This is a genomic window from Pseudoalteromonas piscicida (genome assembly GCF_000238315.3).
In the GTDB taxonomy this organism is placed as follows: Bacteria; Pseudomonadota; Gammaproteobacteria; order Enterobacterales; family Alteromonadaceae; genus Pseudoalteromonas; species Pseudoalteromonas piscicida.
Genome location: NZ_CP011925.1, coordinates 592,028 through 618,432, shown reverse-complemented (window position 1 = coordinate 618,432; position 26,405 = coordinate 592,028). Strand labels below are relative to the sequence as shown.

The window sequence follows — 26,405 nt, the reverse complement described above, 5'->3', positions numbered from 1 at the left end:
TTGAGCTATGTTTACGACATTAGGATCTTTACAAACACCATGTTTAGTTGTTGATAAAATTGCTTTTTTACATAACCTTTCGCGTATGGAAAAGCATCTTGATGCTTTTAATGTGGCCCTTCGCCCACATTTGAAAACGGTAAAATCCATTGCAGCCGCAAGCTATATTTTGGCCGACAAACAAGCGGGATGTACGGTTTCCACTCTAAAAGAGGCAGAAACATTTGCAGCACAAGGTTACACCAATATCACCTATGCGGTAGGGATCACAGAAGATAAGCTACAACGCGTTCTTGCCCTAATCAACCAAGGTGTCAATCTAACCATACTGCTAGACAGTATGGAACAAGCCATGCTTGTCTCTCAATTTTGCTCGGAAAATGAGTGCACGATTCCTTGCTTGATAGAAATAGACTGCGACGGACATCGCGCAGGACTGCACCCTAAAAACAAAGAAATCGTGACCATCGCAACCATACTGGAAAGCAGTGGTTTATATCGGGGTTTACTAACGCATGCCGGTGGCTCATACGCGTGTAGCACAGCTGAGCAACTAATACAGTTTGCTGAGAAAGAGCGCTTAGCCGTTGTGACTGCTGCATCCATGCTGGAAGAGGCTGGGATCACAACAACAATGCTGAGTATTGGCTCTACCCCAACGGCACTGTCAACGCAAAACCTCGATGGGATCACTGAAGTGCGAGCTGGGGTCTATACATTCTTCGACCTTGTGATGGCTGGTGTCGGCATATGTGACATCGAAGATATTGCACTAAGCGTGCTAACGCGTGTCACTGGTATCAAACGTAGTGAAAATAAGCTCTTTATAGATGCAGGCTGGATGGCGCTTTCAAGAGACAGAGGTACCGCGAGTCAAGCGTTTGATTGTGGCTATGGCCTCGTTTGTGACCAAGAAGGTAATTTGTTGCCTGGACTCAAAGTAACCTCAGCAAATCAAGAGCATGGCATTATTGAATGTGAACCCGGTTTCACCTTACCAGACATGAAACATGGTGACCTACTACGTATTTTACCGAATCATGCATGTGCAACAGCCGCTCAGCACTCGGGCTATCATGTGTTAAGTCATGATGACATCGAGTTTTGGCCAAGATTTGGGGGGTGGTAGTTTTTACCTTACAGCCTTCAACAATACAAACCCGACACTCTCAAGCATAAAGTAAATTTACCAATGGTAATTCACAAATCATTCATCTATATTGGGAACATGCATTTGATGCGAACAATTCTTATGTAGTAGGAGAGCTAACATGGATCCAGTCACACTTATTTTTGATTACCTTTTTACCATTCAAGCGTTTTTATTGATTTTCGTTATTGTGGTACTAAAAGGGAGTATCAAATTTGTCCCGCAGAACCGTGCGTGGATTATTGAACGCTTCGGTAAATATCAGTCCACTAAAGAAGCTGGCCTTAACTTTATTCTGCCATTTATCGACCGCGTAGCCTCCGATAGAAGCTTAAAGGAGCAAGCCGTTGATGTGCCATCTCAGTCAGCCATAACCAAAGACAATATTTCATTGATTGTTGATGGTGTACTTTATTTTAGAGTTTTAGATCCGTATAAAGCGACTTACGGTGTTGACGATTATATCTTCGCGGTAACTCAGCTCGCGCAAACCACCATGCGTAGCGAACTGGGAAAAATGGAGTTGGATAAGACCTTTGAAGAGCGAGATTTACTTAATACCAACATCGTCGCTGCGATCAACTCAGCTTCTGATCCGTGGGGCATTCAAGTACTGCGCTACGAGATTAAAGACATTGTACCACCAAACTCAGTAATGGAAGCAATGGAAGCACAAATGAAGGCTGAGCGTGTGAAACGAGCTCAAATATTAGAGTCGGAGGGTGACCGTCAAGCCGCAATCAATGTCGCGGAAGGTAAAAAGCAAGCACAAGTGCTTGCAGCTGAAGCCGAAAAAGCAGAGCAGATCCTAAGAGCTGAAGGTGAAGCGAAAGCGATTATTGCCGTTGCAGACGCACAAGCCGAAGCCCTTCGTAAAGTCGGTGAAGCTGCAAATACCGAAGAAGGTCAAAAAGCTATTCAGCTTGACTTAGCAACAAAAGCCATTGCAGCAAAAGAAGCTATAGCCAAAGAATCTTCTGTGGTATTACTACCAGACAATGGCACAGATGCAAGTTCGCTTGTGGCACAAGGCATGTCTATTATTAATACATTAAATAAAAAGCAAGGGTAATGCCTATGGCCTTTTTACTTGAGCATTTAGCACAAACCTTAGTAGTACTAGGAATTGCTTGCCTAATTGTTGAGGTTGCGGTGCTTGGTTTTGCGACCTTTGTACTGTTCTTTTTAGGTTTGTCGCTGGTGATCAGCGGCGGCCTAATGTACGCAGGTATGCTCGACCAAACTTGGCTGACCGCACTTTGGTTTAATGCGTTAGTCACGACATTACTGGCTGTGTTTTTATGGAAGCCACTAAGACGCATGCAAGACGTCACCGACAATAAAGAAGTAACCAGTGATTTTGCTGAGCTTACCTTTACGCTAGAAAAGGATTTGAATGCAGATAGTCGTATTTTTCATACCTATTCTGGTATTGCGTGGCAACTAAAAAGTAAACAACCTATTACAGCAGGAACACAAGTCAAAGTGGTTAAAAAAGAGGTTGGAGCGTTTTGGGTAGAGCCTAATTAAGCAAATTGGTATAACCTTGCGAACAAAGTGCCTAGCAGCCAATTTTGTTAGGCACTTTCAGTAATCCTCAGTATTCAGAAACAACTTTTTACCTTATTCGCTTTTCGTCTAATACCTTCTCGGTTTACTCTATCCTGCACAACAGTTACACTCAAATTTAGGTACAAGGTTAAACACCTCTAAACCAAAAATAAAATATAATAAAAAACAAGGGATTATAATCTACAATGATTCGGGTCGAAAACTTAAGCCGAGTATACGGAAGCGGAGAGACACAAGTGCATGCACTAAAATCAGTTTCTCTAGAAGTAATGGAAGGTGAATTTGTCGCAGTAATGGGGTCTTCTGGCTCTGGAAAGTCTACATTAATGAATATACTTGGCTGCTTAGACTCTCCAACCTCCGGCTCTTACTATCTTGCTAATCAAGAAATTCAGGCCGTTGAAGATGAGGCCTTATCACAAATTAGAAATCAAAAAATTGGCTTTATCTTTCAAACATTCCACCTACTTACTCGCCTGACCGCGCTGGAAAATGTCATCTTACCGCTAAGGTATACCGAGACTTCTCCATCAGAGGCAAAAAGTCGCGGACTTGCCATGCTAAAAAAAGTAGGTCTTGATAGCAGAGCACATCACAAACCCTTCGAAATGTCTGGCGGACAACGCCAACGTGTTGCCATTGCACGGGCACTCATTAATGAGCCAAAAGTCATTTTTGCCGATGAACCAACTGGTAACTTAGATAGTAAAACCTCGCATGAGATCATGGAATTACTATGTCAGCTACACCAACAAGGCCACACCATCGTAATGGTAACGCATGAAGACGATATTGCAGCATATGCCGAGCGTATCATCAGAATGAAAGATGGTGAGAAAGTGGAGGATAGCCAATGCGCAGCTATATTATAAGCATCGCCCTACTCACCTCTTTGCAGGCTTTTGCCAAACCAATTATCGTCTCGGGTGTTATTAAAGCAGGTGAAACTCAGATCTTTCACGCGCCGATGAGCGACTCGTGGAAAATTCAAATTCAATGGATGCTGCCCGAGGGTGAAGTTGCTAATGAGGGTGACATCGTCGTCGTCTATGATTCCGGCTCTATCGCGACCTCAATCGACCAAGATAAAGTGGCGCTCGATGCTGCAAAAGATGAGTACAAACGAATTGAGCAAGACGGCGCCCAAAAGATACTCGAAGCTCAGTTTCAGTTGAAAAAAACCATTTTGCTCGTCGAAAGAGCCAAAATAGATGCTAGCGTGCCAAAAGCCAATATCAGCACCTACGACTACGAGCAACACCAGCTGACGTTAGAAAAAGCGATTATCGAAAACCATAAAGCCGAAATCAGTTTAAGCAAGGCCGAAACTGAAGCAAAGGCAAATACTCAGAAACAGCAACTGGAGATAAGGCGGTTAGAAGCAAGTCTCACGCACAACCAAGAGCAGCTCGAGAAAATGAGTCTAACGGCTAGTAATAGCGGCCCTATTCTGTATGCTGATCACCCTTGGAATGGCAACAAGTTATTTGCTGGCGCAACTGTACAACCGGGTTGGAAAGTAGCAGAAATCCCTTCTACAGCGGGTCTGTATCTAGAAGCATGGATCCATGAAGTAGATGCTATTGGTATTAAGGAGGGTCAAACTGCCGATTTAAAGTTTGACGCCTTTCGCTCCTCATCAACGCCTAGTACGCTCACTGAGCTATCAACACAACCTGAAAAGCGCCAAGACTGGGGCCAAGGCATGTATTACCGAGCTAAGTTCACATTCAACACCGATTTGCCACTACTACCGGGCATGAGCGGAAGCATAACTTTGCCAGGAGAGAAAAATGAAAGTTAAGTTACTGGCAGTCATCATTCCACTCTATTTACTAGGCTGCAGTCAGGCCCCCAGCGATATACATATCGTTAAGGCACAGCCAATCACTATCACAGTAGAAGCGAATGGTGAATTGGAATCAAAAAGCCGAGCGTTGATAGCCCCTCCTTCAATCAAGCGTATGTGGCAATACAAAATAAAACAGTTAATGCCTGAAAATACCACGGTTCAAAAAGGCCAAACTGTTGTTTCATTTGACGATCAAACCGTTAGAGATCGCTTAATGGAATACAATTCGAAGCTAAGCCAAGCGCAAAAAGAACTGGAAAATAAGCAAGCTCAAGTCGAGAAGCAAGAAGAAGAATACAAACTCGCACTCGCTGAAGCGCAAATGAACTTCGATAAGGCAAAACGCCGCGCAGAGATCATAGATAACTCACGCTCAGACAATGACCGAAAGAAGGCGCAAATCGATTTCACCATTGCAACCAATGATTTAGAGCTTGCCCGCAGTAAACTCGCCTTTCACCTAAACAACAAAGAGCTGAGTATCCAAATGGCAAGAAGCAAGGTTGCGCGAACGGATGCTGAAGTAAAAGAGCTAAAACGTGATATAGAGCGTTTACAAGTAAAAGCGCCAATGGATGGGTTAGTTGCATATCGAGCAAACTGGGAAGGTGAAAAGCCCAGTGTTGGCGAGTCCATGCAATTTGGTCAACCTGTTGTTGAGCTATCAGTTATTGAGCAAATGCAAGTAAAAGCACAAATTAAAGAAGCCGATTTTGGACGGATTACATTGGGGCAAAAGGTCAAAGTTACCATAGACAGCGCCGACGGTTATGTTATCGGCGGAACACTCGTTGAAATAGGAAAAGCTTTTAGAGAAAAGTCGCATCAAGATAAAAGCCGCATTGTTGATGCTATTATTGAGCTGGACAAAGTCGATCCCGAAAAGCTGCGGCCAGGCTTGAGTGCTCGTGTAGAAATAATGACAGCACAACTTGATAACGCCTTAACCGTGCCATTGAGCGCCTTAAAACAAAGTGCGGGTAAAGTGCTTGTAAACACAAACAGCGGAGAGAAAGAGGTAACCGTCTCTTATACCACACCGACACTTGCCGTGATTTCTTCTGGAATTAGTCAAGGCGTGGAGGTAAAGCTATGAGAAAAACATTACTCGCAGTTATTGTCTCACTATGGTTACTTGGCTGCCAAGAAGCACCTGAGCAGCCAGCGCAACTCCTATATACCGTAGAGTCAAAGCCATTTTCGATTACTGTGGATGCAGAGGGAGAATTACAAGCCGCAAGTGAAACTGTTATATCCGCCCCAACCTCAGCAAGAGGGGCTCAGACCCTCGCATGGATCATGCCTGAGTACACTCAGGTGAAAAAAGGCGATATTATTGCACGCTTCGATGGTAGCCAATTAGAAAGACGAAAACGCTTTAGTGAATTCGACAAAGGCAAAGTCGCACAAGATATCACAGTCACCGATAGTGATTTAACCACGAGAAAGTCCCATTTGGATAGCGACAAAGTTATCGTCAGTGAAGAGAAACACTTTGCCGAGACCTTTTCAGTTGACGATGAACGGATCCGCTCAAAGCTCGACATTTTAGATCAAATGCAAAATGTTGAATATCTCAATGCAAAAGAGGCTTATTTTGGCTGGCAGACAGAGCAGTTTTCATCTTCAGCTCTTGGAGAAATGGAACTGTTAAAACTGCAATCAAAACAGCATGAAAGCAAAATTGCGATGTACAACGCAAACTTAGCAGGTCTTGAAGTAATCGCGCCACACGATGGCTTACTTACCCTCAGTGCCGATTGGCGTGGAGAGAAACCCAAATCAGGCCAAGCGCTATGGCCTGGGCAAAAGATCGGGGGGTTACCAGATATTTCATCTCTGCAAGCTAAGCTTTTCGTTCATGAAAAAGAAGCGCTTGGCCTTGCGATTGGCCAAAAGGTTATGTTTACCCTGCTCTCCAATAGCGATGAGCGCTTTGATGGTAAAGTCACAAAAGTATCACCTTACCCACAATCTATTCGCCGCGGAGATCCACAAAAATACTATGAGATCATAGCGAGCCTTGATGAGACTCCAGCCCACTTTAAACCTGGTAATAAGGTGCTTGCTACGGTATTTGTCCAAGAAAATAAACAAGCGTTACTCGTGCCTAAACATAGCGTGATCAATGATAACAACGCATTTTTTGTTCAAGTTAAAGACGGTAGCCAGTTTAAACGCGTAAAAGTGGAATTAGGCCAAAGCAACCTAAGCCATACTGAAGTACTGGCAGGCTTATCTCCCAAGCAACAAATTGCACTCGTCGCGAATAAGGAACTGTAATGAAATATTTGGATTTATTTACCGATGCCATTGTGCAATTAAAGCAGCATAAGCTCAGAACCTTATTGACCTTGCTCGGGATGATTTTTGGTGTGGGTGCCGTTATTGCCATGTTAAACATCGGTGAAGGTGCAGAACGCGAAGCGCTTAAAATGATCGATTCGATGGGGATCAATAATGTTATTGTCAGCGCCAAAGACATTGAAGAAAATGACCTAAAAGAACAACGAAAACACTCGCAAGGTCTTAATCTATTAGACGGCCAAGTGATTGTCGACGCCCTGCCATTTGTGACCGACTTTTCGGCTGAGCGACTGGTGGATACCTACCAGATATTTAGCGAATTCGGCAGCTTTGAAGGCGAAGCCGCAGGCGTAACAGCAAACTATTTTAGTCTTGCGCATTATGAACTCGCGGCTGGTCGCCTACTAAATACTGAAGATAGCAAGGAATATAGGCAGGTTGCATTACTCGGCGCAAATACCGCAAAAACCCTATTTCCCCTCGGGAGCGCTGTTGGGCAACAAGTAAAAATTAACCATTTATGGTTTGAGGTTGTTGGCATTTTGCAAGCACCGCACCTGAACAAAAAGGAGTTTCAAGGCGTTGCTCTAGGTGGTGAACAAAGCCGTATTTTTGTTCCGCTAACAACCGCCATCCATCGCTTTAATAAAGGACTACTTGAGCCAGAGGTTACCGAACTAAAACTTGCCATCGACAAATCTCAGAGTCCAATTTTGGCATCTCAAGCTATCACTAACATATTAACCAATCGCCATAGCGATATTGATGACTATAGGCTAACCATTCCCGCAGCTTTGCTTGCTCAGCAAAAACAAACACAGGCTATTTTTAATATGGTCATGTCTTGCGTTGCTGGTATATCGCTCCTTGTTGGTGGTATTGGTATTATGAATATCATGCTCGCAACCGTACTTGAACGAACCAAAGAAATTGGCTTATTACGCGCAATAGGCGCCACTCGGAAAAATATTCAAGTCCAGTTTATTACAGAGAGCTTTACCATCTCGATATTAGGCGGACTACTCGGTGTGGTGTTTGGTATTTTACTTTCAGAGATAATTGCATTTTACTCAAATTGGGCGGTATCTTGGTCTCTAAGTGCTATTTTCCTATCTTTTAGTATTTGTGCTTTAGTCGGTTTAACATTTGGGGTATATCCGGCCATTAAGGCTTCAAAGCTAGACCCAATCGAAGCACTGCAAAGTGACTAACCAATAAAGGAGGCACTAACACCTTCTTCATATTTCAAGTCTAATATACTTTTTCGCATGCTGTTCAATGACTAGAGTCATTAACTACCCAGAACTCGGGATAACAACTTGTTCTCTAGCAGCCGTTATCCCTTACTACTGCGTTAAATTTGCTTGCAATAGGCCAGCTATTGACGCACAAATTTGCCTTGTATTAAGAAATAACTCCTGGCTAGAGTGATATTATGCTTTTGAACTTAGTGATTTTAGTGGATTAACTTACTTCTTATCCCGAATTCAGGTTAACTAGCATGCTTTTTGTTGGACTTTTTTTCGCCACAAGGTAAACTTTTATGCGATTTAAATCAAAAATAACTGGAAGCATTGTATGAGCAAAGAATGCTCGTATTGCTTTGTGTTAGTTTTACAGCTTAGTAAGTCTTTGAATATGTTACTTACTAAGCATTGAAGAAAGCAGCTAACATTAAGTAAAAATGCTGATGCGAATGGAACTTCAAGGACAAATAATGAAAAAAGTAACACTTATCGCACTTTCACTTATCTCTCTTACCGCATGTAAAAGTAATGATATCAATCGTGTAGTTAACGACGGTGTAGACGGCGCCATTAATGGTATTTTTGGCAGTTCAGGGACCGTCGTTTCAGCAACTGGTAGTGGCTCAAGTAACGATTATTCAGTCGAAAAAGAAGACGTATGGCCTCATCAAGCAACGAAAACGGCTCGAGACTATGGCTCATTGGCATTTGTGAAAACGGCAAAGAATCCAAGTGGTAAAACCAGACTTAAGTTTAATGAATGCAAACATCCGCGAATTGGAAAAATAAGGTGTGAAGGCTATCTATACGAAGTTTCACCAGAGGGCTGGTTGGTCAAAGGCGATACAATTCACTTTGGCACACGCCATTACTCTGACATTGTTATTCCAGCTGGCCAATACTATATAAAGATAAAAGGTGAAGATGTAGGTAAAAAAGTCTATGCGACAGGAACTATTGAGATATCGCCCTTTGTTACTAACTACATTAATGTAACCGTTCAATAAAGATCACAAAAAGTACCTAGTGCTTATAAAACAGCTAGGTACTTTTTACCAGACCAATTTCCTCTTTAATCAAGCAACCCAAAACAACGCTTCTTATTCATTTTATTTCATCAATATTATGCAAAAGCTCCTAATAACGGAACAAACAGCAAAGCTGCCAGCATTAAAATTTACCTTACATTATAAAATGATGACTACCTCCCCTAGCGTATTAGCTGCTCTTAGTTTTTTATAAGCTCTAAAAAAATTTAGATTTATTCAACAATAATAATTAGTTAGATAAAAATAACAAAAAATAAAACCTCCTCCTAAATTCCCAACGAAAACATAAGGTTAGTAAATTGTTTATTTTTTGTTATTTATTTATTTAAAATTTTTTATTACTTTAGAGTTTGTGCTCAAAGTAATAGCACTAATAATCAGCCGCACTCATTCGCTCTTTTATCTCATGTATTGAGTAGTTGCGTTTTAGTGGGAAGGAATCTTCAAAATAATTATGGAGTTAACATGCAAGGGTTAAAGTCTCTGTGCGTTTTAGCATCAGCGATAAGTATGTATTGTCACGGCGCTGAACGCGTCTCTTTATTCAATGACACGCAGAAAATTGCGCCAGCTTTACAACAAAAACAATCCACATTTGGTGATGATTCTAATCAAAACTATCTACTCACGCTGAAAACATTTGCAGCGCAATACACAGGTCACACGCTTACATTTCACCAAAGCCAAGTAGGTCAAACGAAGCAAAGCCATACCATAACTCAAAAGTACCAGAATATTCCAATCTGGAATCATGACCTTGTTGTGCTGACAGACGAAAATGGCGCTGTTGAGCAAGTTTATGGTGATCTCATTATTGACGTCGCTAAAGATATACCCACGCTCGCTCCTGTTTCTGAAGCACAACTTAGCGCGACTTTAGACTCAGTCATTTCTCAGTTTACCAGTGAACGCCCTAGAATTTTTAGACGTTCATCAGCAGAAGAAGTAATTTATATAGATGCTCATGGCAAAGCCCGACACGCTGCCAAGCTTACTTTTTTCACCGATTTTAAGTCTGGTCCTTTTAAGCCACAAAGGATCCTTGCTTTTGTAGATTTAATAACAAACGAGCTTATCAGCCAATCAGATGTATTGCAGCGCGTTGTGTATGAAGGCGGAAGCGGACCATCTGGTAATGACAAGGTTTCACGCCCAGATTATCAACAAGCAGATTACGTTTCCTACCCACCAAAGACCTTTGTTGTCGCCATGGAAACTGATGCTCAGCAAACTAACTGCTTGTTTGATGCAAAAAACGTTGAGACCAGAAACTACAATCACGGTACCGCGCAAGTTAATACGCCTTATAGCTATAACTGCTCAGATTCAACTCGCAATGACTATAAAGAATATCACGGCGCTCGCTCTGCCTTAAATGATGCTCATCATCATGGACAAACAGCAAGCTTGATGTTCGAGGCTTATCTTGGACATAAACCCTACTTTAATAAAAAGATAATTCAAAATGTCCATTACGGTCTAAACATGGATCAGGCATTTTATGAAAATGGCGAGGTCTATTTTGGTGATGGTGACTACCTCTTCTACCCTATGGTTTCCTTGGATGTAGTCGCCCATGAAATCGCTCACGGTTTTACCGAAGAGTATGGCTCAAATACGCCAAAATCAATGCTGACAGGTCAAGCTCGTGCCATCAATGAAGCCTTTTCTGATATGGCGGGTGAAGCAGCTGAATTCTTCTACTCTGGCGCGAATGATTGGAAAAGTAATCACGAAACGTTCCGCCTTGATGATGCACTGCGTTATTTCAAAACTCCTACGCTAGATGGAAATTCGATTGATCATGTTGAGGACTATGACGACTCAGTCACTTCTCACCATGGCGCAGGCGTATTTAACAAAGCTTTTTATTACCTCACGACTGCTGATCTAGACAACGAAACCTCACCGTGGAATACAAAGTACGCCTTTATCTTGTTTGCTAACGCAAATAAAAACTGCTGGACCAGCAATAGTACTTATCTTACTGGTGCTGATTGTGTAATGAGACAAACTCACACGGTAACTGATCAGCTGACTCAAGATGGCGTTAAAAAGCAAGATGGTAGCAACTGGCAAGCTACTGATTTACAAAACCACGTACGTAAGGCATTTGCACAAGTCGGTATAGGTTTGAAGGTAGACCGTGGACTCGAGAGTGAACTTGGCTTTGATCGTCAATTCTTAGCTTTTGACTTTAAGAACTTAACCCGCCGTGACGGCCAGCAAGTTTCGGCTAGTAACAGCGAAGGCTGGCAATGGCAGTGGAATTTTGGTGATGGAAGTGCACAAAGTAGCGCCTTTGAGCCTACACACAACTATACTACTGCGGGCGAATACAATGTTGAACTGACCGCCATCGCCCCCTCTGGTCAGTCTGATACTTTTATGCTGCCTATTGAAGTTTTTGACGACTATTGCCCCGCGCAAGGCATCAATCATAGCAAGTACTACTTATCATCAGTTTCGTTGAACAGCTACAAAAACGATTCTACATCAAGCAATTATAGCGACTACTCACATGATGTAGTCGAAGTTAAGGATGGTAAAGCACTCAATGTAACGCTAACCGCAGCACCCCACCCAGATACTCAAGACAAGACAAAGAACTTTTATGTCTGGTTAGACAAAGATAATGATGGCTTATTTCATAAGACGGAAGAACTCGCACTTTTTGGCAGCAGTAAAACGCAATTGACTGGCGAGATCTCATTGAGTGGTGAGCTAAACCAAAGCTACCGCCTTCGAACTATGGTGTCATTTGGTTTAGTGAAATCCGCGTGTGGCGACATGTCTTGGGGTGAAGTTGAAGACTACACAGTGAAGCTCATTGAAAACACAGATCCTGTTGATTTAAGGATCAGCACAAGCCAAGGTGTCAATCAGATTAGCTTTGAAAACAATACTGTCGATGCACGTGTTAAACGTTGGCATTGGAAATTTGGCGATGGCACAACCAGTAGTGAAAAGTCGCCTATTCACCAATATGCGCAATCTGGCAACTATGCGGTCGAACTAAAAGCATATGACAGATTCAACAAGATAATTGGAAGCTGGAACAAACAAGTTCAGTTTAACACCACTATCACGGCAAGGTTCACACCTCGTAAATCCGGTAGTACTGTTTATGTAGATACAAATCAGAGTGTTATCCCTAAAGGTAGCACAATACAGTGGCAATTTGGAGATGGTGTCACGTCCTCGGTAAGAGACACTCAGCACACCTATCAAGCCGATGGCGAGTACACGATCACACTCACAATTAATCATGCTGATGGCACACAATCTACCACTGAAACAGTGAAAATTGGCGAGACGAGCTTTACGCCTGATGTGAGCTACACGGTAAGCGAACAAGCAGACGGTACGTTTAAGGTCAGCTTCAGTAATACCACCACAAAACCTGATAATGCTGCAAGATACCCAGATGTAACATTGGAATGGAACTTTGGAGATGGCTCAACACTTACGCAAACTGGTAATTTTGGCCAAGACACCGAACACACCTATCAAGCCGCAGGTAACTTTAGCGCAAGCCTAACTATTAGTTACAACAAACCTATTTGGGATGATTGGGGAAGCCGAGTTACAGGTACCAAAAATATGCTGCTAGAGCTTAAATCAACACAACCTGTTGAATATTGCACGGCTGTAGGTCTGACCGATTATGAACACATCAGTAACGTGACTTTCAATCAAGATGGTCCATTTAGCAATGCACAGCAACCTGGTGTCGTTAATCCTAACAATCCAATTAAGCTCTATGCCACACAGAATAATACTTATCGTATTGAGGCAGGTTATGCAGGCAATGAAGCCTTCGCTGAAAACTACCACATCTGGATAGATTTAAACGGCGACGGTCAATTTGGCGATGGCGATTGGAGAAACAACAAATCAGAGTTGCTGGTTATGGATTTTGACCAAACTAACCAAGACTACGGTAAAGGCTATGTTGAGGGTGAATTTAGCATTCCAAGCAATAAGCTGTCACAACCTGTCACAACGACTCGAATGAGAATTTTGCAGTATTACGGATTTAGCAGAGTGAATAGTATCGATCCTTGCTCTGACTATAGCAGTGCCGCGACCTCGGGGAGCGGAGAAATTGAAGACTACCTTGTAGAAATCTATAAGAATTAAGGAAAATAAAATGAAAAAACTAAACAAAAAGGTGCTCATGCCGCTTGCAATCGCGTTAGCAGTCAGCAATGCGGTTGCTGCTAGCAACAGTGTTAATGAACAACCAACTACCACGGCGTCGAAACAGAAGTCTGGGCCTGCTGCAACCCAGGGTATTGCAGTAACTCAGCCAGACCAATTCGGGATCCGTAAACTCGATATGTCCAATCCGCAGCACTATCAATTGGCGAAGTCACGCTTAATAAAAGCAAACCGTATTGAGAGCGAGTTCCCACAGCTACACAAAACGCTAGATGTAGCAAAAGGACAGCACTTATCAGCCAAAATGAATATGACCACCTCTGAAGTGCCGCCAGTTAGTGAAACTGAAGTGGATATCATTAAAGAAGCACATTTCTTCTTGGATATGAACTTAGCTATTTCGTCTGATACAAACGAGCCTTATCTCATTGTACGTGCAAAAAGCTCACGCTTTGGTGGTACAAAGGCGACCTACATCGACTTGTTGTTAGAAGATGCAAATGGTAATCAGCTTGCGCCTTTAGGTTCTACATTTAATGTACTAGATGGTAAAGACACACTTGCAACTTCGACTATTTCACTGAAGTCATTGAAAGCAAACTTTCCCAACCTAGATATCATTTACGCAAGTTCATACGTTGAACTAGAGCAAGAAGATGGCACTATCAGTACGACGATGAAGTACACTGAATACCCGTTCTCATGGGAGCACTTTGAAGCGCTGTATGGCTCTGCTACACCAGCTGCAAAAGGTGAGGCTTCTGCACTTAACGTAGGGATCAGCTCATCTTTGGATACACGTCCGAAGTATAATGCGACTGCGCCAATCGATAAAAACAACGACGCGGTTATTAAAATCTGTTTAAACCGTAGTCATACTGACTGTGATTACGCAGCAGATCAATACCGTGAACCGAATGAAATTACCGATGTAAATATCCCATTCAACGGCGAGTTACGTGTTCCTCACGAAATCACTGAAATCTATCCAACTGTAGGCGATTTGCCAAACGGTATAGATGAACCAACGAATATCTATCTACAAGAAGGTATCTATGGCGGCGCGACAAAGCAAAGCTATAAAGGGCTCGAAAACGCGGTTAAGCAATTTTCCGATTACTTGGAGTTCGAAGTTGATACAGTAAACCAAGAGTCGATTATCCGTTGGAATATTCCACGTTCTGAGGGCCGTTTTGGTAATGCCAAACTGTTCTCAAACATCGCTGAAGCAAACTGGTATATGACCTTTGCTGTTAAAGGTTATCCGTACTTTAAGAAAGGACGTGGTGGTGCCGTTGCATTCCAAGTTTCACTAACGTCAGAAACATCAACGCGTTTTGGTAACTTCTATAGTGAAGTATTACCTATGATGAAGTTAGGTTATAGCTGTCTAGCTACAGGCACAATGATCACCATGGCCGATGGCAAACAACTTGCTATTGAAGACATTGCGAAAGGCGATTTGGTATTAGGTGCACTTGCTTCGAATACCCAAGTTAAAGAACCAATGCAAGTTATTGATGTGTCGGTTGGGATTGAAGCTATCAAGATGTATCGCGTAAAAGGCGCAGATGGCTCTGATATCTTAACTACCGAGACTCACCCAATTTCGACCTCAAATAAAGGAATTATTTGGGCGAAAGAGCTAAAAGTTGGCGATCGTATCTTAACTGAGAATGGATCGGTGCTGGTAACAAGCGTGACTAAAGAGAAGTATCGCGACAAGATTTATAACCTAAAACTTGCTCCAACAGCAGATTCTAAACTAGCTGAGTCACGTAACTTTGCCATGTTTGCTAATGGTATGGCGGTAGGCGATCTTGCTACACAAGATGAGTTTAACTACAAAGATCAGGACGTACGCATGTCAGAAGAAGAGATCCTCCAACGTCTTCCTGAAAAGTGGAAAACAGACTACATCAACAGCCTGAACTAATCGCTGCTTCTGGCCTCTCCTATTGAGGGGCCATACTTCTCAGTAAGGAATTCAACATGAAATTTATATATTCTCCATTGGCACGTGCCATGGGGGTAATGGGACTTTTTGCCTGCAGTTTTTCAGCTACTGCTGATCAAATTGCTAATCCAGAGTTCACTACCCAAGCAAATAACTCTGATTTAGACTCAGTGACACTCGGTACTGCTTACCATAGTGAAAAAGAAGGTTTTTATGCACTGCAAAGTGTGCTTGGCCGAGTTGATGAAACCTATGGCAATACCGAAATGGATTTTGTCGTTGGTGTAGATATGAGCTATAGCCAACTATCTAGTATGCTAGATGGTAATTTAGGCGCTGCACTTGATGTTCCAGTCATAAAAGTTGGCGTTGGCGCAAGCTACGCAAAACAAAACGCCGCAGATAACTACACTGGCACTTACACCCTATTTCTCTCCTTAAAACCAAAAAAACGGCTGTTAGTTGCGGATCCTCAAACCGGGTTTAAACCTACACAAGCTGCGCTTGATTTGGTCAATGCTAACCCTGGAGATAAATTCAATAATATTGGTAATGAGTTTGTATCAGCGATTGAGTACGGCTCTCAAGTTATGATCAACCTCAAGTTCCAATATAAAAATGACGAAGACAAAGTCAAATGGGGGGGTCAGCTTGGTGTGGACTGGGCGGGTAAAGTCAGTGTCAGTGGTAAACTGCAAAAAGTAGACGAAAATGTGAAGCGTAACATCAAAATTACCGTTTCTGCGCTACAGCTTGGTGGTGATCCAACTGAACTATTGAAGGTGATCCCCAATCAGCTCGTCAACTGTACGATGGAAAACCCAACACCATGCTTTGATGTGTTTAAAAACAGTATCGATTACATCAAAACTAACTACGTTACTCAGTTTGATACCTTAGATAAATACAACGTTGGTCGAGTCTTAACACAAAGTTATACCGACTCTGGACCAAGCCTATCTCCCTTAGTACCTGATGATGTCTATCCTGCCAAAAGCATCTTGACTAAGTTGGCTTTGAAAAACATGAGTGATGATTGGGTACAGGCAATTCTCGACAATCGTCGTGCCGATAACCTACTCAATTACTACGCCAGTGAGCTGAATAACTCACATCGAACTGCATTAGAAACCATTCGCGATAATGCGCTCTTTAACTCATTTATTCTGGCAGACGCCGTTGATTATTGTAAGCGTAATCCAATTGGTAATTACTGTCGCGATAGAGAGCTACAGACTCGTGGCCGCGTTCATCAGTATGACCGTAAATGGCTAGAATTATAAGGAATAAGACTATGTTAAAAGTCATGCTAACCAGCACATTAATTGCCTCATTCGCTGCGACAGTAGCACCATCAGCGCAGGCAAATACGACTTTATTTGAATCTCGAGATGTACTTACGCCACAGCAAGCGTTAGGACGCTTTCAATGGTTGGAAAAGTGCTACCCAGGGTTGTTGGTTGAAGTCTCTGATAATATCTTTGATCCCACAACTCCCATTCCAAATGATGAGAAAATAGCAAATCTTAAAAAAGTAATGCTATACAAAAATAGTACCCTCAGGACTGATGCAAAATACCTTACCTTTGGAGATGAAGACAATGCGAATCCAAAGAACTGGTTTGCGGGTAAATCACCAACGACTTCTTGTTTGCAGATCCCATCAGATTATCGCATAAGCGCGGTGATGGTTACACCTGCAATGCCGAACTACTGCGCCACTAAGTCTCGTGAACGTGCCTATGAGTTTATCCAATCAGTCAAGTTTTCTAATCTTGAAAACACCAGTAGCAACACCTTTTACAGTAACTATGTTGGTGATACTGCGAAAATATATGCCGATAGAAGCTACCAGTTAACGTTAACCCCAGGATTTAGTAGTGCAGAAACATACCCGGAAACTTGGCATGTGTTTATTGACTGGAACCAAGATGGTGATTTTAACGATACAAAAGAAACCTTATTCGCAGGTGTTTCAGAACAAGCCGTTCAGGTAGAAATTACACCGCCAACGGGCGCTAAAAAGGGCATGACGAAAATGCGCGTTACCATGGATTACTTGGGTGGCAGCAATGACGCATGTAAAGAAGTAGACTCCGGAGAGGTAGAAGATTACCTCCTTTACGTGAAGTAATAGGTGGCAACATGAACTTATACAAACAGACTATCGCGGCACTTATTGCCGGCACTACACCTTTCGCATTCGCAGATTCCAATTTTGTCAACGAAGCGGAATTAATGCAAAAAGCACAAAATGTGAATACCTTTCAAAGCGAAATTCCTGGATTGATGAACGATCACATTGTACTAGGTACGGCTTATAACAGCGACCAAAAACGCTTTTTGAATGTTCAAACTGTCGCAGGGGAAACAATTGAGACTCTCGGTAATACCCGAGTGCAATTTGAACTAGTAAACAATGGCAGCTATGACGAAGTACTCCGTCAACTCAACGGTAATGTTGATGTTGATGTTGGTTTTCCAGTCATTCGTGTCAAAGCTGGCGGTCACTTAGCCAAAGAAATGTCCTCGACTGAGTTTTCTAATACTTATACTTTCCAAGCATCATTAACACCGAAAAAGCGTGTACTTATGCCAGCGGATGCCAACATTGGTTACACCTTGACCCCGTCAGGTAATACGTTAGCGAATGAATATCAAAGTAAACTAATGAGCATGGCAGGCGATGGATTTATCAGTGAGATTGAATACGGTGCACAGCTACTCATTAACATGAAAATTGAATACTTAAGTGAGCAGCACAAAAGTGAAATTGGCGGTTACTTAGGGGTAAGTTACGGTGCTGGTAATATTGGCATTAGCGTCGATGGTAAGCTTAATTATATCGACGAAGACCTTAAGAAAAGTGTGCGCATTACCGTCAGAGCTTTACAAAAAGGCGGTGATCCTAAACAGCTTCTCAGCATAATCCCTAACAATATTATCACCTGTTCACTCGATAACTACGAGCCTTGCTTTACTTTATTTGAGCAAGCGGTGAACTATGCGAAAAACGACTTTGGTAATCAGTTTAATGCGCTATCTGATTACAACGTAGTGCGTTACAAGGCAACGCCTTACGAGATCAGCTCACAAGATGTACGTCGTTTAGATTCAGGTAATAAAGATATTCGCTTTGAAACCACTTACCGTACTTTATGGCTTGAAGATCAATTCAAAAAGTCGGTTAATCATGAACACCGTGCGCGTGGTGTACTTGCGCAATACGCTAGTTGGATGACGGATGTACAACGTCAAAAAGCAGAAGGCGTACAAGAAGCCGCTTACAACAATGCATGGATTTATGAGCAATATGCTCGAGTTTGTCGCGATAATCCTTATGGTACAGCTTGTACAGATGCGTGGAACGATTATCTAAATACCTGTAGTGGTAGTGGTGTCGGCTGCATACAAAACTACACGCTTGCCGATCTGAATATACCAGCTGATAACATGACGCAATACTTCAAATGTGAAAATGCCCGAGAAGCAACAGCAAACTTTGGTGTTGAAGAAAATCATGTATCACTTGGGTTTAGACAGTTGGGCTGGGCGCCTTCCTTTGTTGATGCAAATGACCCAGCTGCGGGCGTGATGGTTTGGCTACCATGTAAATCAGCCCTACCAACCTATGGAACCGCTTTTGAAAATTAGTGAGTAGTAAAAACGCTAAGACTCAATTAGTCCAATTGAGGCGTGGCAAGTAATAAACAATCGCACATTGAATTATTACTTCTTCGCCTCTCCCACAGTAAACCATCTACAGGAATTTATGTATGCACTTAAGAACCATATTAATAGTGCTCTGTGGCCTGTTAAGCTTTTATGCAAATGCACATACCTATTACTCTTTAAATACTGAGCATGAACAACTCGGGCAGGGATTTGAACAGGAATTAGGCATACCGCTTGAATCGTGCCTCGATGGTCAGTGGCAATTTCAGGGTGGTAGCATGGGCGACTTGGCTTATCGTGGCGATTTTGACTCCGACACCATGATCAATACCATTACAGGTAGTGTAAAGGCTGGTATCAACTTAGTTATTTTTGGTGGCTCAGCCAAATTTTCCATGCGCAGGAAAGTAACCAAAAATAGAAATTCAGCAGCCTCGGCGGTCGAGTTAACCTATGAAAAAGGAAGTTATAACTTTGAAAATCGAACCACCAAACCCGCTTTTGTCGAGCTGCTCAGTACAGATCCGACTCAGGTAAGAAACCGCTGTGGTGACAGCTTCATCCACAATATCAAACTTGGTTCTCGTATCTATGTTACCGCTAAACTCCATTTTAAAGATCGCACAAAATACGAATGGTTTCAGACCAAAATCAAAGTGAAATTTCTTTTTTTCAGTAAAACTTTTACTAAAACCAAAGTATTTCAAGAGGCAACCAAAGATGCCGTCTATACGATTCAGGTGAATACCGATGGGGGTATGACGCCAGAACTCGCTAGACTCAGTAAAAATGGCACCATGCACTGCAAAACCGATAATCTAACTCCCTGTATTACTTACGCCGACAATTTATTTAGCTATTTACTAGACGGTGGAGAGTATGTCGACGACCTTAAAGACGAACATTTAAACGTTTTAAAGTACGAAGTCGAAAGCTATGAAGACTCTGGCCATTATGACCTCGCCTATGCTGGTCACACCGCACTATCTAACCGCTATATTGCACTGTCTGCCAGACTCAGAAGTTATCAAGATTTAGTTTATGACGAAATAGAAAGGTTGAGTGCATTTAAAGCTGTGTCTGAAGACCCGCTTGAAATCGAACAGCTTACAGCTCGTATTTCCGCCCGTAATACGCAGCGCATCGGACTCGAGCAAGCTGGCGAATACTGTGCGACACTGCCCGGTACTACCCTTTGTGAAAATCGTATAGAATCCGCAATCGCAAACGTTGACTAGGCGACTTCAGGAAAAGGAGCGCGCTAGCACACGCCCTTAACCCGTTGTCCTTACCACTCTATTCTCCAACCAATGAGGCTATATAGCCTCGCTTCTTTTATGGCGCAATTAAGCGTCACCTCAAAAAGCGCTGTGGAACCGCTGAGGTATTCTTAATCTAATAATGTTGGCGTCTCCGACGTAAAATCAATCCATGCATTAGTGCCTAAGAGTTCAGCACCCACCACACTCGGATCTTCATATCGCATGACGAAATTTTTTGGCCCGTGCGCGTAGGCCACTACTAAGCCATATTCAGAGTCCAAAAAGCCTCCGTGTGGAACAAGTCCTGGGTAGCTAATACGCCATGCATTACTGTGATTACTTACCTGTCCTAACGTTAGCTTACCGATCACGTTATCTGGTAGTAAAAAGAACCACGTCCATGGGCCACCTGATACAATCGTCATCACTTCATCGATGCCGACGCCATTTTCAGCGCTGTTGACATGTAGTTTCCCAAACTTTTCTTGTAGATATGACTTAACTTCGCTGCTCATCGCTTTCATGTCGTATATCTTAGGATAAGGTGCAACGCCTATCTCTGAAGTAGATAGAAATCCGCCACGATGCATTTCCGGTTGACGCCCGGCTTGCTTGATTTCGTTTAGTAGCTCACCTCGGTGTAAAGAAAATAACGACAGTAACTGCATGCTTTCTTGTTCGTTAATTGCCCTTTTCTTGGATACCTCCAGAATAGGCCGAGCCTCTTCTGGAATATTCACGGTGCTCACCCTCACTCCGACACGACGTAATACTTTATTTACCTGCGCAATCCCCTTCGACGCTGCTCTGCCATCACTATACGACAGTATAAGCTGCCCTTCGCTCTGGGTGGCATTGGCGACACAGCTTGATAGGGGCAATACCGAAACAAGCGCAACAAGCGCAACAAGCACCAAATTAGAAAACTTCTTCATATTAATTTCTCCTCAAACAATTAGACAAGTAAGGCAAAACCATCACTGTCGAGCCTATTTTCCAAGTCTAAATATTAATTATGAGTAGAAAAACATAGTTACAGTAAACAAATTAAACACTGTGAGTATACAATAAAACAGCAGCGTACGCGCATACTATGTGGCGTTTAGACTAAATATCTGAGTCATTCATATTTTAAGTAGGAAGTTAAGAAATCAATGAATACACGCACTTTTTGTGACTGCGCTTTATGATAGGGATAAACCGCGTAGAGCGCATGGGGACTGATTTTCCAATCCGGTAACAACGGTAGTAATTCACCAGAGTTTATTTCTTTGGCAACAAATACTTCTGGAAGGATCATGATTCCGATCCCAGCTAATGCAGCTTGTTTTAAAGCCAAACCGTTATTAACGGAATAGTTACTCTTTTGAATATTGACAACTTGCGTGTCGTCCTCACGCGAAAATGTCCACCTAGTTGCTGAAGAAGATAGACTATAAACCAAGCAATTATGCAATATCAGTTGTTGAGGACTTGTAGGTGTACCATATTGTGTTAAGTACGATGGAGAAGCGCAAAGAACGCGATCCATAGTACTTAGTTTTCTGGACCTAAGCGTGGAGTCTGTTAGTGCTTGTCCTCCACGTATTGCGATATCAATCCCTTGTTCAACCAAGTCGATATACTGGTCGTTCATGACAACTTCTACCGATATTTCGGGGTACTGTTTCATAAATTCACAAATGGCTGGATTTAACATTAATATGCTTACCGACATTGGAATATTGATCCTTAAAAGCCCTGAAAGTTGCTGCGAAGACTCTATGATAGAAAGATCAGCGCTAGCCCATTCATCCAAAATAGTCCTGACGTGGTCATAGTATTGCTGTCCGCTCTCAGTTACATGCATCTTACGCGTGGTTCTATGAATAAGAGGGCTTTTTAAATACGCCTCAAGTTCATTGATATTTTTACTTATCGCGGCCTTTGATAACGACAAATCATCGGCCGCCGCGCTAAAGCTTCCAAGCTCGACAACGCGCCTAAATACCGTAATTGCTTTTAGCTTATCCATATACTTATCCTAATTTTATGGCCTTCAGTTAGTGCGCTTCATGGCACTTTGACATAAGCCTATCGAGAGATAAAGCCGCCGATTCAAAAATAATAAGCACTATTCTCATTGGAGATCGACGACTTATTCGCACATCTTCAGGAATGCTAACTAGTAGCGATAAAAATTTAGCCGACGCTAAGTTTCACAGGTCTTAGTAATATATCTACTTAATAATTATCCACATGATAATCAAAAAAGACCTACTTATTTGTTAGTGTAATTATTGGAAACTAGTTTCTAAATAACGTACACTCCCACGCCCAATGATTATTCAATAAAATAAGATATCAAGATGATTAAAAGCGCTATATACAAAGGAATCGTAGCCTCATTACTCACCTCCACTTTAGCAGCTTGCGGCGGTAGTGGCGGTGACAAAGGCGATACACCAGTCACATCAAAAAATAAAGCACCAGTAATTGCGACTATAGCACCAATTACTGTGATGGAAAGAGACTCAATCACAGCCGTTGCGACCGTAACTGATGAAGATGGTGCGATTGAAACTTTGCTTTGGGAGCAGACAGCAGGTACAACTGTTGAGCTAACAAACAACACTAGCGAAACGCTCGAATTTCGTGCGCCTGACATCAATGAAGCGACCACGCTAACATTTAAGCTAACCGCGACAGACGACAAAGGGGCCTCAAGCTCACAAGAGTTAACTGTCAATCTAAGTGCGTACGCTCCACTCTCAAGCTTAACGATTTCAGACGCGGCGCTCGCGCAATGTTTATCCGATACACATCAAGATGTGGGTATTTCAGTTGTTGATTGTACAGACTACCCAGTCGCAACGTTAGAGGGGCTATCAGGTATTAGCGGCTTATCAACCGTGTCTATTAAAAACGCAGAATTGAATAATCTCGACGAGTTAGCTCAAATTTCTCCGCTCACCGTGTTAAAGCTCGATAACGCATTTGCCGCAGCTCAGAACAGCTCGAATAATGATGCACGTTTAGAACAAATTAATAAGCTCAACAAACTTGAGTCTTTGTCTATTATTGAAAACAAAGAAGATAGTTCAGGCAAACGCCTAGCGTTCCAGATACTAGATCTATCAGGCTTTACGCAGCTTCAGACGCTTGAAATAGAAAACTATAGTAGTCAATATGAAACTATGCAGCTCAGTGAACTTCCAAGTGATAAGCTCACCCGTTTGACCCTACGTTCTCTAAGCATTGATGATAAAAGTACCCTAAAACGCTTTAGTAACTTGCAGAGTTTATCTTTGACATACATACAAGATCTGGACTCGCTGTCATTTTTAAGCGCCATACCTAACCTCACAGCATTAACACTTAATAATATCGAAGCCGCTGATTCAACAGCAATAGAAGCCAAAACAAATCTGACAACACTCGTACTCAGCAGAACACGGATTGAAGATTTCTCATTCTTAGAAAAATTTAGTGAGTTGGAAAAACTAGGTCTTAGTACTTATTATAGCAATGTTGAGTTTGATATTGCGGACATCAGTAGTAATGCGAAGCTAACCTCTCTGTCATTAAACAATTTAAGTGTTGATAATGTCAGTGAGCTATCAACCTTTACGGAGCTGCAATCTTTGTCTTTGGAGGAATTAAACCTTTCTTCTCTGAGCTTTTTGCAATCGATGCCGCAGCTAACATCATTAAAGCTTAATAGCCTGTATAACATTAATGATTTAGGTTGGCTAAGTTTCACACCAAACCTAACCGAATTGTACATTCGTGAATTGGATAATAACGCGGATTTTAGCGCATTGTCTGAGCTTAAAAATATGCGCGACCTCACCGTCGACAGCGATTACTCAAACTTTGCACTAGATACGTTAAGTAAAATGCAAGCATTAGAAACACTTAACCTAGAAGTTAGTTTATTTGAAGCTTCAAGTGAAACAACATTTCCAAGCTTAAAAACACTAAACGTGAAGGGCAGCAGCTATTCAAACATGGTGAACTTGACTAACTTCCCCGCGCTCGAATCAGTTGAGTTATCAAAAGGTCACTATTATGATAATGAAGAGAAAATCACAACTCTCGATTCTCTAGGTTCAAACTCGAGCCTGAAATCGATCAAGCTCAGCGGCTTTAAAGAGCTAGAAGATATCACTCAGATATCTCAATTTGAAAACTTAGAAACTCTGTTTATTAACTACTCTCTAGCGGCTGACATCTCTGGCATCGCATCATTAAACAAATTGAAGTCATTAACATTAAGCAACTTTTCTACGTTTTTTAGAGCAGACATGCTTGCCAGTTTAAACAATCTGGAAAGACTTGAAATACAAAGTAGTGCCATTTATTGTGATGATCAGGAGCTATTAAAATCTCTCGATGGTGTAACAACAAATCTTTCTAACTCTAACTGTATTAAGAAGCCGGTCGATTTGAGCTTAATTACCGATGAAGCATTTAAGGAATGTATTGAAAATCGAAGATACCAAGATGCTGTGCGTAATACCTCACTCTCTTGCGATGCCTCAGCAATTGAATCATTAAATGGAATTACACAGTTTGAAGCAATTAAGACTTTAACACTGGATGGCTCAGTTAACAGTTCGTTGTTACGAGATCCTAGCTTAGCTCAGCTCCACACCTTACAGAATCTAGACATCTATAGACTCACAGGTGAACTAACGGCTAAAGCTACACTTCCTCAATCATTGACCTCCTTTGAGTTAAATACAAATAGCCAAACCGTATATGACTTCGCGCTTTTTGGCTTGCCTACTACCTTAATTTATTTGGACTTGGATAGAACCAAGCTGAAAAACTATGGTGCAATTAAAAATTACGCCGAACTTACCCGTTTAGAGTTGAACTATAGCAACATTTCAGATCTGTCACCGCTATTCGATTTGACCAATCTGGAATATTTAAGTTTATATGGAAACCCAAATATCGACTGTGCTCAAGTAAGCAAACTACAAGAGTCGTTACCCAATATTTGGCATATTTCGACTAGCTGTAATTAATATTAACGCTAAGCATTAAGTTACTCAAATAAACACAGTCTCATTGCGAGGCTGTGTTTTGTTTCTGGTTTATTCTTTCTACACCACATTTCTTTTACAATAGCATTCTGTAAATTTTTATCTCATTCCTAGGCTTAAAATCCGCTATACTAGCGCAAAAATTATTTAAGAAAATTTATGGCGCTCAAATCCACCATCATTAAAGCCCAACTATCACTCAGTGATATGGACAGACATGTTTACCAAGACTTTAATTTAACACTAGCTCAGCACCCCTCTGAAAACGAACAACGGTTAATGATCCGTTTACTTGCCTATGCACTAAATACCTGTGAAGGACTGGAGTTTACCAAAGGCTTATGCGCTGACGATGAACCTGAACTATGGGTTAAGAATTACAGCGAAGAGATTGAACTTTGGGTTGAACTAGGACTGCCTGATGAAAAACGCCTTAAAAAAGCGTGTAATAAATCAAAACAAGTGATCCTCTATACTTATGGCGAAAATAATCAGGCAATTTGGTGGCAAAAACACCAGCCTAAATTATACGACTTTAAAAATCTAAGTATTTTCGGCTTGGATTATAGCGCGACTCAGGCTTTAGCTCAGTTAGCAGAACGAAGTATCAAGCTCACTATTACCATTCAAGATGGCGAAGTATGGGTAAGTTCTGATAGCGCAAATATTGAAATCAAACCAAGACAGTTAATGTAAACCAAACGGCGACATTACTGAATAGCTTTACATCGACGTCACTAATGTCCTGACACGAGAAAGCATTCTATTGACTTAGATATCTTTTTGGGTAAATTATAGCGTTGAAGTTAGTTAATCATAATTACATTGATTTTTAACTTCTTATTTATAATTATAAAACTAAAGGAATTAGCAATGAAACTTAAGCTAAAAAAGCAACAGGTCAAAAATCTTTCTCTAAGTAACAAACATATCAACCTAGACATGACGCCAAAGATCCAAGGTGCAGGTAAAAATCCGACATTTTTTCCATGCGAAACAGGATTATGTGGTACACAAATGACTGTTGACTACGGTTTCACATGTCAATGGGACTGTGGTACAACGATTTGCTAATGTTGAAATCAAACCACAACAGTTAATGTAATTTGTGATTACGTAGTAAGTGTTGTAGCCAAC

The 26,405-nt window shown here is 41.8% G+C and carries 20 protein-coding genes; 18 read left to right on the top strand and 2 right to left on the bottom strand.

Translation table 11 applies throughout. From position 1 onward, the window contains the following. Positions 1–7: 7 nt before the first annotated feature. From PPIS_RS22270 to PPIS_RS22195, 15 genes are all read left to right on the top strand, one after another. Positions 8–1,129 carry an alanine racemase gene (locus PPIS_RS22270; RefSeq protein ID WP_010377918.1) on the top strand — a complete coding sequence of 374 codons (1,122 nt, stop codon included), beginning with the start codon at positions 8–10 and terminating at the stop codon, positions 1,127–1,129. Positions 1,130–1,271: 142 nt separating this feature from the next. Next, positions 1,272–2,222: an SPFH domain-containing protein gene (locus PPIS_RS22265; protein ID WP_010377916.1), complete on the top strand. Its 951-nt coding sequence runs from the start codon at positions 1,272–1,274 to the stop codon at positions 2,220–2,222. Positions 2,223–2,227: 5 nt separating this feature from the next. Further along, positions 2,228–2,680 carry an NfeD family protein gene (locus tag PPIS_RS22260; RefSeq protein ID WP_017218224.1) on the top strand — a complete coding sequence of 151 codons (453 nt, stop codon included), beginning with the start codon at positions 2,228–2,230 and terminating at the stop codon, positions 2,678–2,680. 227 nt (positions 2,681–2,907) lie between these two features. Then, positions 2,908–3,594, top strand: a complete 687-nt coding sequence (locus PPIS_RS22255) for an ABC transporter ATP-binding protein (protein ID WP_010377912.1) — start codon at positions 2,908–2,910, stop codon at positions 3,592–3,594. Further along, positions 3,576–4,526, top strand: a complete 951-nt coding sequence (locus PPIS_RS22250; protein WP_010377910.1) for an HlyD family secretion protein — start codon at positions 3,576–3,578, stop codon at positions 4,524–4,526. The genes PPIS_RS22255 and PPIS_RS22250 overlap by 19 nt, the downstream gene beginning before the upstream one ends. Continuing rightward, positions 4,516–5,670 carry an efflux RND transporter periplasmic adaptor subunit gene (locus PPIS_RS22245; protein WP_010377908.1) on the top strand — a complete coding sequence of 385 codons (1,155 nt, stop codon included), beginning with the start codon at positions 4,516–4,518 and terminating at the stop codon, positions 5,668–5,670. The genes PPIS_RS22250 and PPIS_RS22245 overlap by 11 nt, the downstream gene beginning before the upstream one ends. Further along, positions 5,667–6,857 carry an efflux RND transporter periplasmic adaptor subunit gene (locus tag PPIS_RS22240; protein WP_010377906.1) on the top strand — a complete coding sequence of 397 codons (1,191 nt, stop codon included), beginning with the start codon at positions 5,667–5,669 and terminating at the stop codon, positions 6,855–6,857. Before PPIS_RS22245 ends, PPIS_RS22240 begins: the two co-directional genes overlap by 4 nt. Next, the gene (locus tag PPIS_RS22235; RefSeq protein WP_010377904.1) at positions 6,857–8,092 is read left to right on the top strand and encodes an ABC transporter permease; all 1,236 of its coding nucleotides are present in this window, start codon (positions 6,857–6,859) and stop codon (positions 8,090–8,092) included. Before PPIS_RS22240 ends, PPIS_RS22235 begins: the two co-directional genes overlap by 1 nt. A gap of 506 nt (positions 8,093–8,598) precedes the next feature. Then, positions 8,599–9,135 carry a hypothetical protein gene (locus PPIS_RS22230; protein ID WP_010377903.1) on the top strand — a complete coding sequence of 179 codons (537 nt, stop codon included), beginning with the start codon at positions 8,599–8,601 and terminating at the stop codon, positions 9,133–9,135. 507 nt (positions 9,136–9,642) lie between these two features. After that, the gene (locus PPIS_RS22220) at positions 9,643–13,320 is read left to right on the top strand and encodes a PKD domain-containing protein (protein ID WP_010377899.1); all 3,678 of its coding nucleotides are present in this window, start codon (positions 9,643–9,645) and stop codon (positions 13,318–13,320) included. A 10-nt stretch (positions 13,321–13,330) separates the two neighbouring features. Beyond that, positions 13,331–15,277 carry a Hint domain-containing protein gene (locus PPIS_RS22215; protein WP_010377897.1) on the top strand — a complete coding sequence of 649 codons (1,947 nt, stop codon included), beginning with the start codon at positions 13,331–13,333 and terminating at the stop codon, positions 15,275–15,277. 56 nt (positions 15,278–15,333) lie between these two features. Continuing rightward, entirely contained in the window at positions 15,334–16,581 is a 1,248-nt protein-coding gene (locus tag PPIS_RS22210; protein WP_010377895.1) for a hypothetical protein, read from the top strand. An 11-nt stretch (positions 16,582–16,592) separates the two neighbouring features. Continuing rightward, positions 16,593–17,432: a GEVED domain-containing protein gene (locus PPIS_RS22205; RefSeq protein WP_010377893.1), complete on the top strand. Its 840-nt coding sequence runs from the start codon at positions 16,593–16,595 to the stop codon at positions 17,430–17,432. Positions 17,433–17,443: 11 nt separating this feature from the next. Next, positions 17,444–18,952, top strand: a complete 1,509-nt coding sequence (locus PPIS_RS22200) for a hypothetical protein (RefSeq protein WP_010377891.1) — start codon at positions 17,444–17,446, stop codon at positions 18,950–18,952. 122 nt (positions 18,953–19,074) lie between these two features. Next, positions 19,075–20,211, top strand: coding sequence for a hypothetical protein (locus PPIS_RS22195; RefSeq protein WP_017218233.1), 1,137 nt, complete (start codon positions 19,075–19,077; stop codon positions 20,209–20,211). 152 nt (positions 20,212–20,363) lie between these two features. Here the strand turns inward: PPIS_RS22195 and PPIS_RS22190 are convergent, their stop codons facing one another. Then, a complete protein-coding gene (locus PPIS_RS22190) occupies positions 20,364–21,170 on the bottom strand; it encodes a hypothetical protein (protein WP_010377887.1) in 807 nt (268 codons plus the stop codon). Positions 21,171–21,355: 185 nt separating this feature from the next. Then, positions 21,356–22,249, bottom strand: a complete 894-nt coding sequence (locus tag PPIS_RS22185) for a LysR family transcriptional regulator (protein WP_010377885.1) — start codon at positions 22,247–22,249, stop codon at positions 21,356–21,358. A gap of 334 nt (positions 22,250–22,583) precedes the next feature. Here PPIS_RS22185 and PPIS_RS22180 point away from each other — a divergent pair, with 334 nt between their 5' ends. The 3 genes from PPIS_RS22180 (at position 22,584) to PPIS_RS22170 (ending at position 26,342) form a co-directional block, all read left to right on the top strand. Next, on the top strand, positions 22,584–25,250 hold the full coding sequence (locus PPIS_RS22180; RefSeq protein WP_010377883.1) for a PKD domain-containing protein: 2,667 nt from the start codon (positions 22,584–22,586) through the stop codon (positions 25,248–25,250). A gap of 177 nt (positions 25,251–25,427) precedes the next feature. Further along, positions 25,428–25,964 carry a YaeQ family protein gene (locus PPIS_RS22175; protein ID WP_010377881.1) on the top strand — a complete coding sequence of 179 codons (537 nt, stop codon included), beginning with the start codon at positions 25,428–25,430 and terminating at the stop codon, positions 25,962–25,964. Between the two features lie 177 nt (positions 25,965–26,141). Beyond that, a complete protein-coding gene (locus PPIS_RS22170; RefSeq protein ID WP_010377879.1) occupies positions 26,142–26,342 on the top strand; it encodes a hypothetical protein in 201 nt (66 codons plus the stop codon). Positions 26,343–26,405: the final 63 nt, after the last annotated feature.

Excerpts from the sequence above, each read along its gene's own strand:
- PPIS_RS22215 (WP_010377897.1), top strand. The coding sequence starts at position 13,331 with ATGAAAAAACTAAACAAAAAGGTGCTCATGCCGCTTGCAATCGCGTTA.
- PPIS_RS22175 (WP_010377881.1), top strand. The coding sequence starts at position 25,428 with ATGGCGCTCAAATCCACCATCATTAAAGCCCAACTATCACTCAGTGAT.
- PPIS_RS22170 (WP_010377879.1), top strand. The coding sequence starts at position 26,142 with ATGAAACTTAAGCTAAAAAAGCAACAGGTCAAAAATCTTTCTCTAAGT.
- PPIS_RS22270 (WP_010377918.1), top strand. The coding sequence starts at position 8 with ATGTTTACGACATTAGGATCTTTACAAACACCATGTTTAGTTGTTGAT.
- PPIS_RS22210 (WP_010377895.1), top strand. The coding sequence starts at position 15,334 with ATGAAATTTATATATTCTCCATTGGCACGTGCCATGGGGGTAATGGGA.
- PPIS_RS22205 (WP_010377893.1), top strand. The coding sequence starts at position 16,593 with ATGTTAAAAGTCATGCTAACCAGCACATTAATTGCCTCATTCGCTGCG.
- PPIS_RS22255 (WP_010377912.1), top strand. The coding sequence starts at position 2,908 with ATGATTCGGGTCGAAAACTTAAGCCGAGTATACGGAAGCGGAGAGACA.
- PPIS_RS22230 (WP_010377903.1), top strand. The coding sequence starts at position 8,599 with ATGAAAAAAGTAACACTTATCGCACTTTCACTTATCTCTCTTACCGCA.
- PPIS_RS22240 (WP_010377906.1), top strand. The coding sequence starts at position 5,667 with ATGAGAAAAACATTACTCGCAGTTATTGTCTCACTATGGTTACTTGGC.
- PPIS_RS22190 (WP_010377887.1), bottom strand. The coding sequence starts at position 21,170 with ATGAAGAAGTTTTCTAATTTGGTGCTTGTTGCGCTTGTTGCGCTTGTT.
- PPIS_RS22265 (WP_010377916.1), top strand. The coding sequence starts at position 1,272 with ATGGATCCAGTCACACTTATTTTTGATTACCTTTTTACCATTCAAGCG.
- PPIS_RS22260 (WP_017218224.1), top strand. The coding sequence starts at position 2,228 with ATGGCCTTTTTACTTGAGCATTTAGCACAAACCTTAGTAGTACTAGGA.
- PPIS_RS22185 (WP_010377885.1), bottom strand. The coding sequence starts at position 22,249 with ATGGATAAGCTAAAAGCAATTACGGTATTTAGGCGCGTTGTCGAGCTT.
- PPIS_RS22220 (WP_010377899.1), top strand. The coding sequence starts at position 9,643 with ATGCAAGGGTTAAAGTCTCTGTGCGTTTTAGCATCAGCGATAAGTATG.
- PPIS_RS22235 (WP_010377904.1), top strand. The coding sequence starts at position 6,857 with ATGAAATATTTGGATTTATTTACCGATGCCATTGTGCAATTAAAGCAG.
- PPIS_RS22250 (WP_010377910.1), top strand. The coding sequence starts at position 3,576 with ATGCGCAGCTATATTATAAGCATCGCCCTACTCACCTCTTTGCAGGCT.
- PPIS_RS22200 (WP_010377891.1), top strand. The coding sequence starts at position 17,444 with ATGAACTTATACAAACAGACTATCGCGGCACTTATTGCCGGCACTACA.
- PPIS_RS22180 (WP_010377883.1), top strand. The coding sequence starts at position 22,584 with ATGATTAAAAGCGCTATATACAAAGGAATCGTAGCCTCATTACTCACC.
- PPIS_RS22245 (WP_010377908.1), top strand. The coding sequence starts at position 4,516 with ATGAAAGTTAAGTTACTGGCAGTCATCATTCCACTCTATTTACTAGGC.
- PPIS_RS22195 (WP_017218233.1), top strand. The coding sequence starts at position 19,075 with ATGCACTTAAGAACCATATTAATAGTGCTCTGTGGCCTGTTAAGCTTT.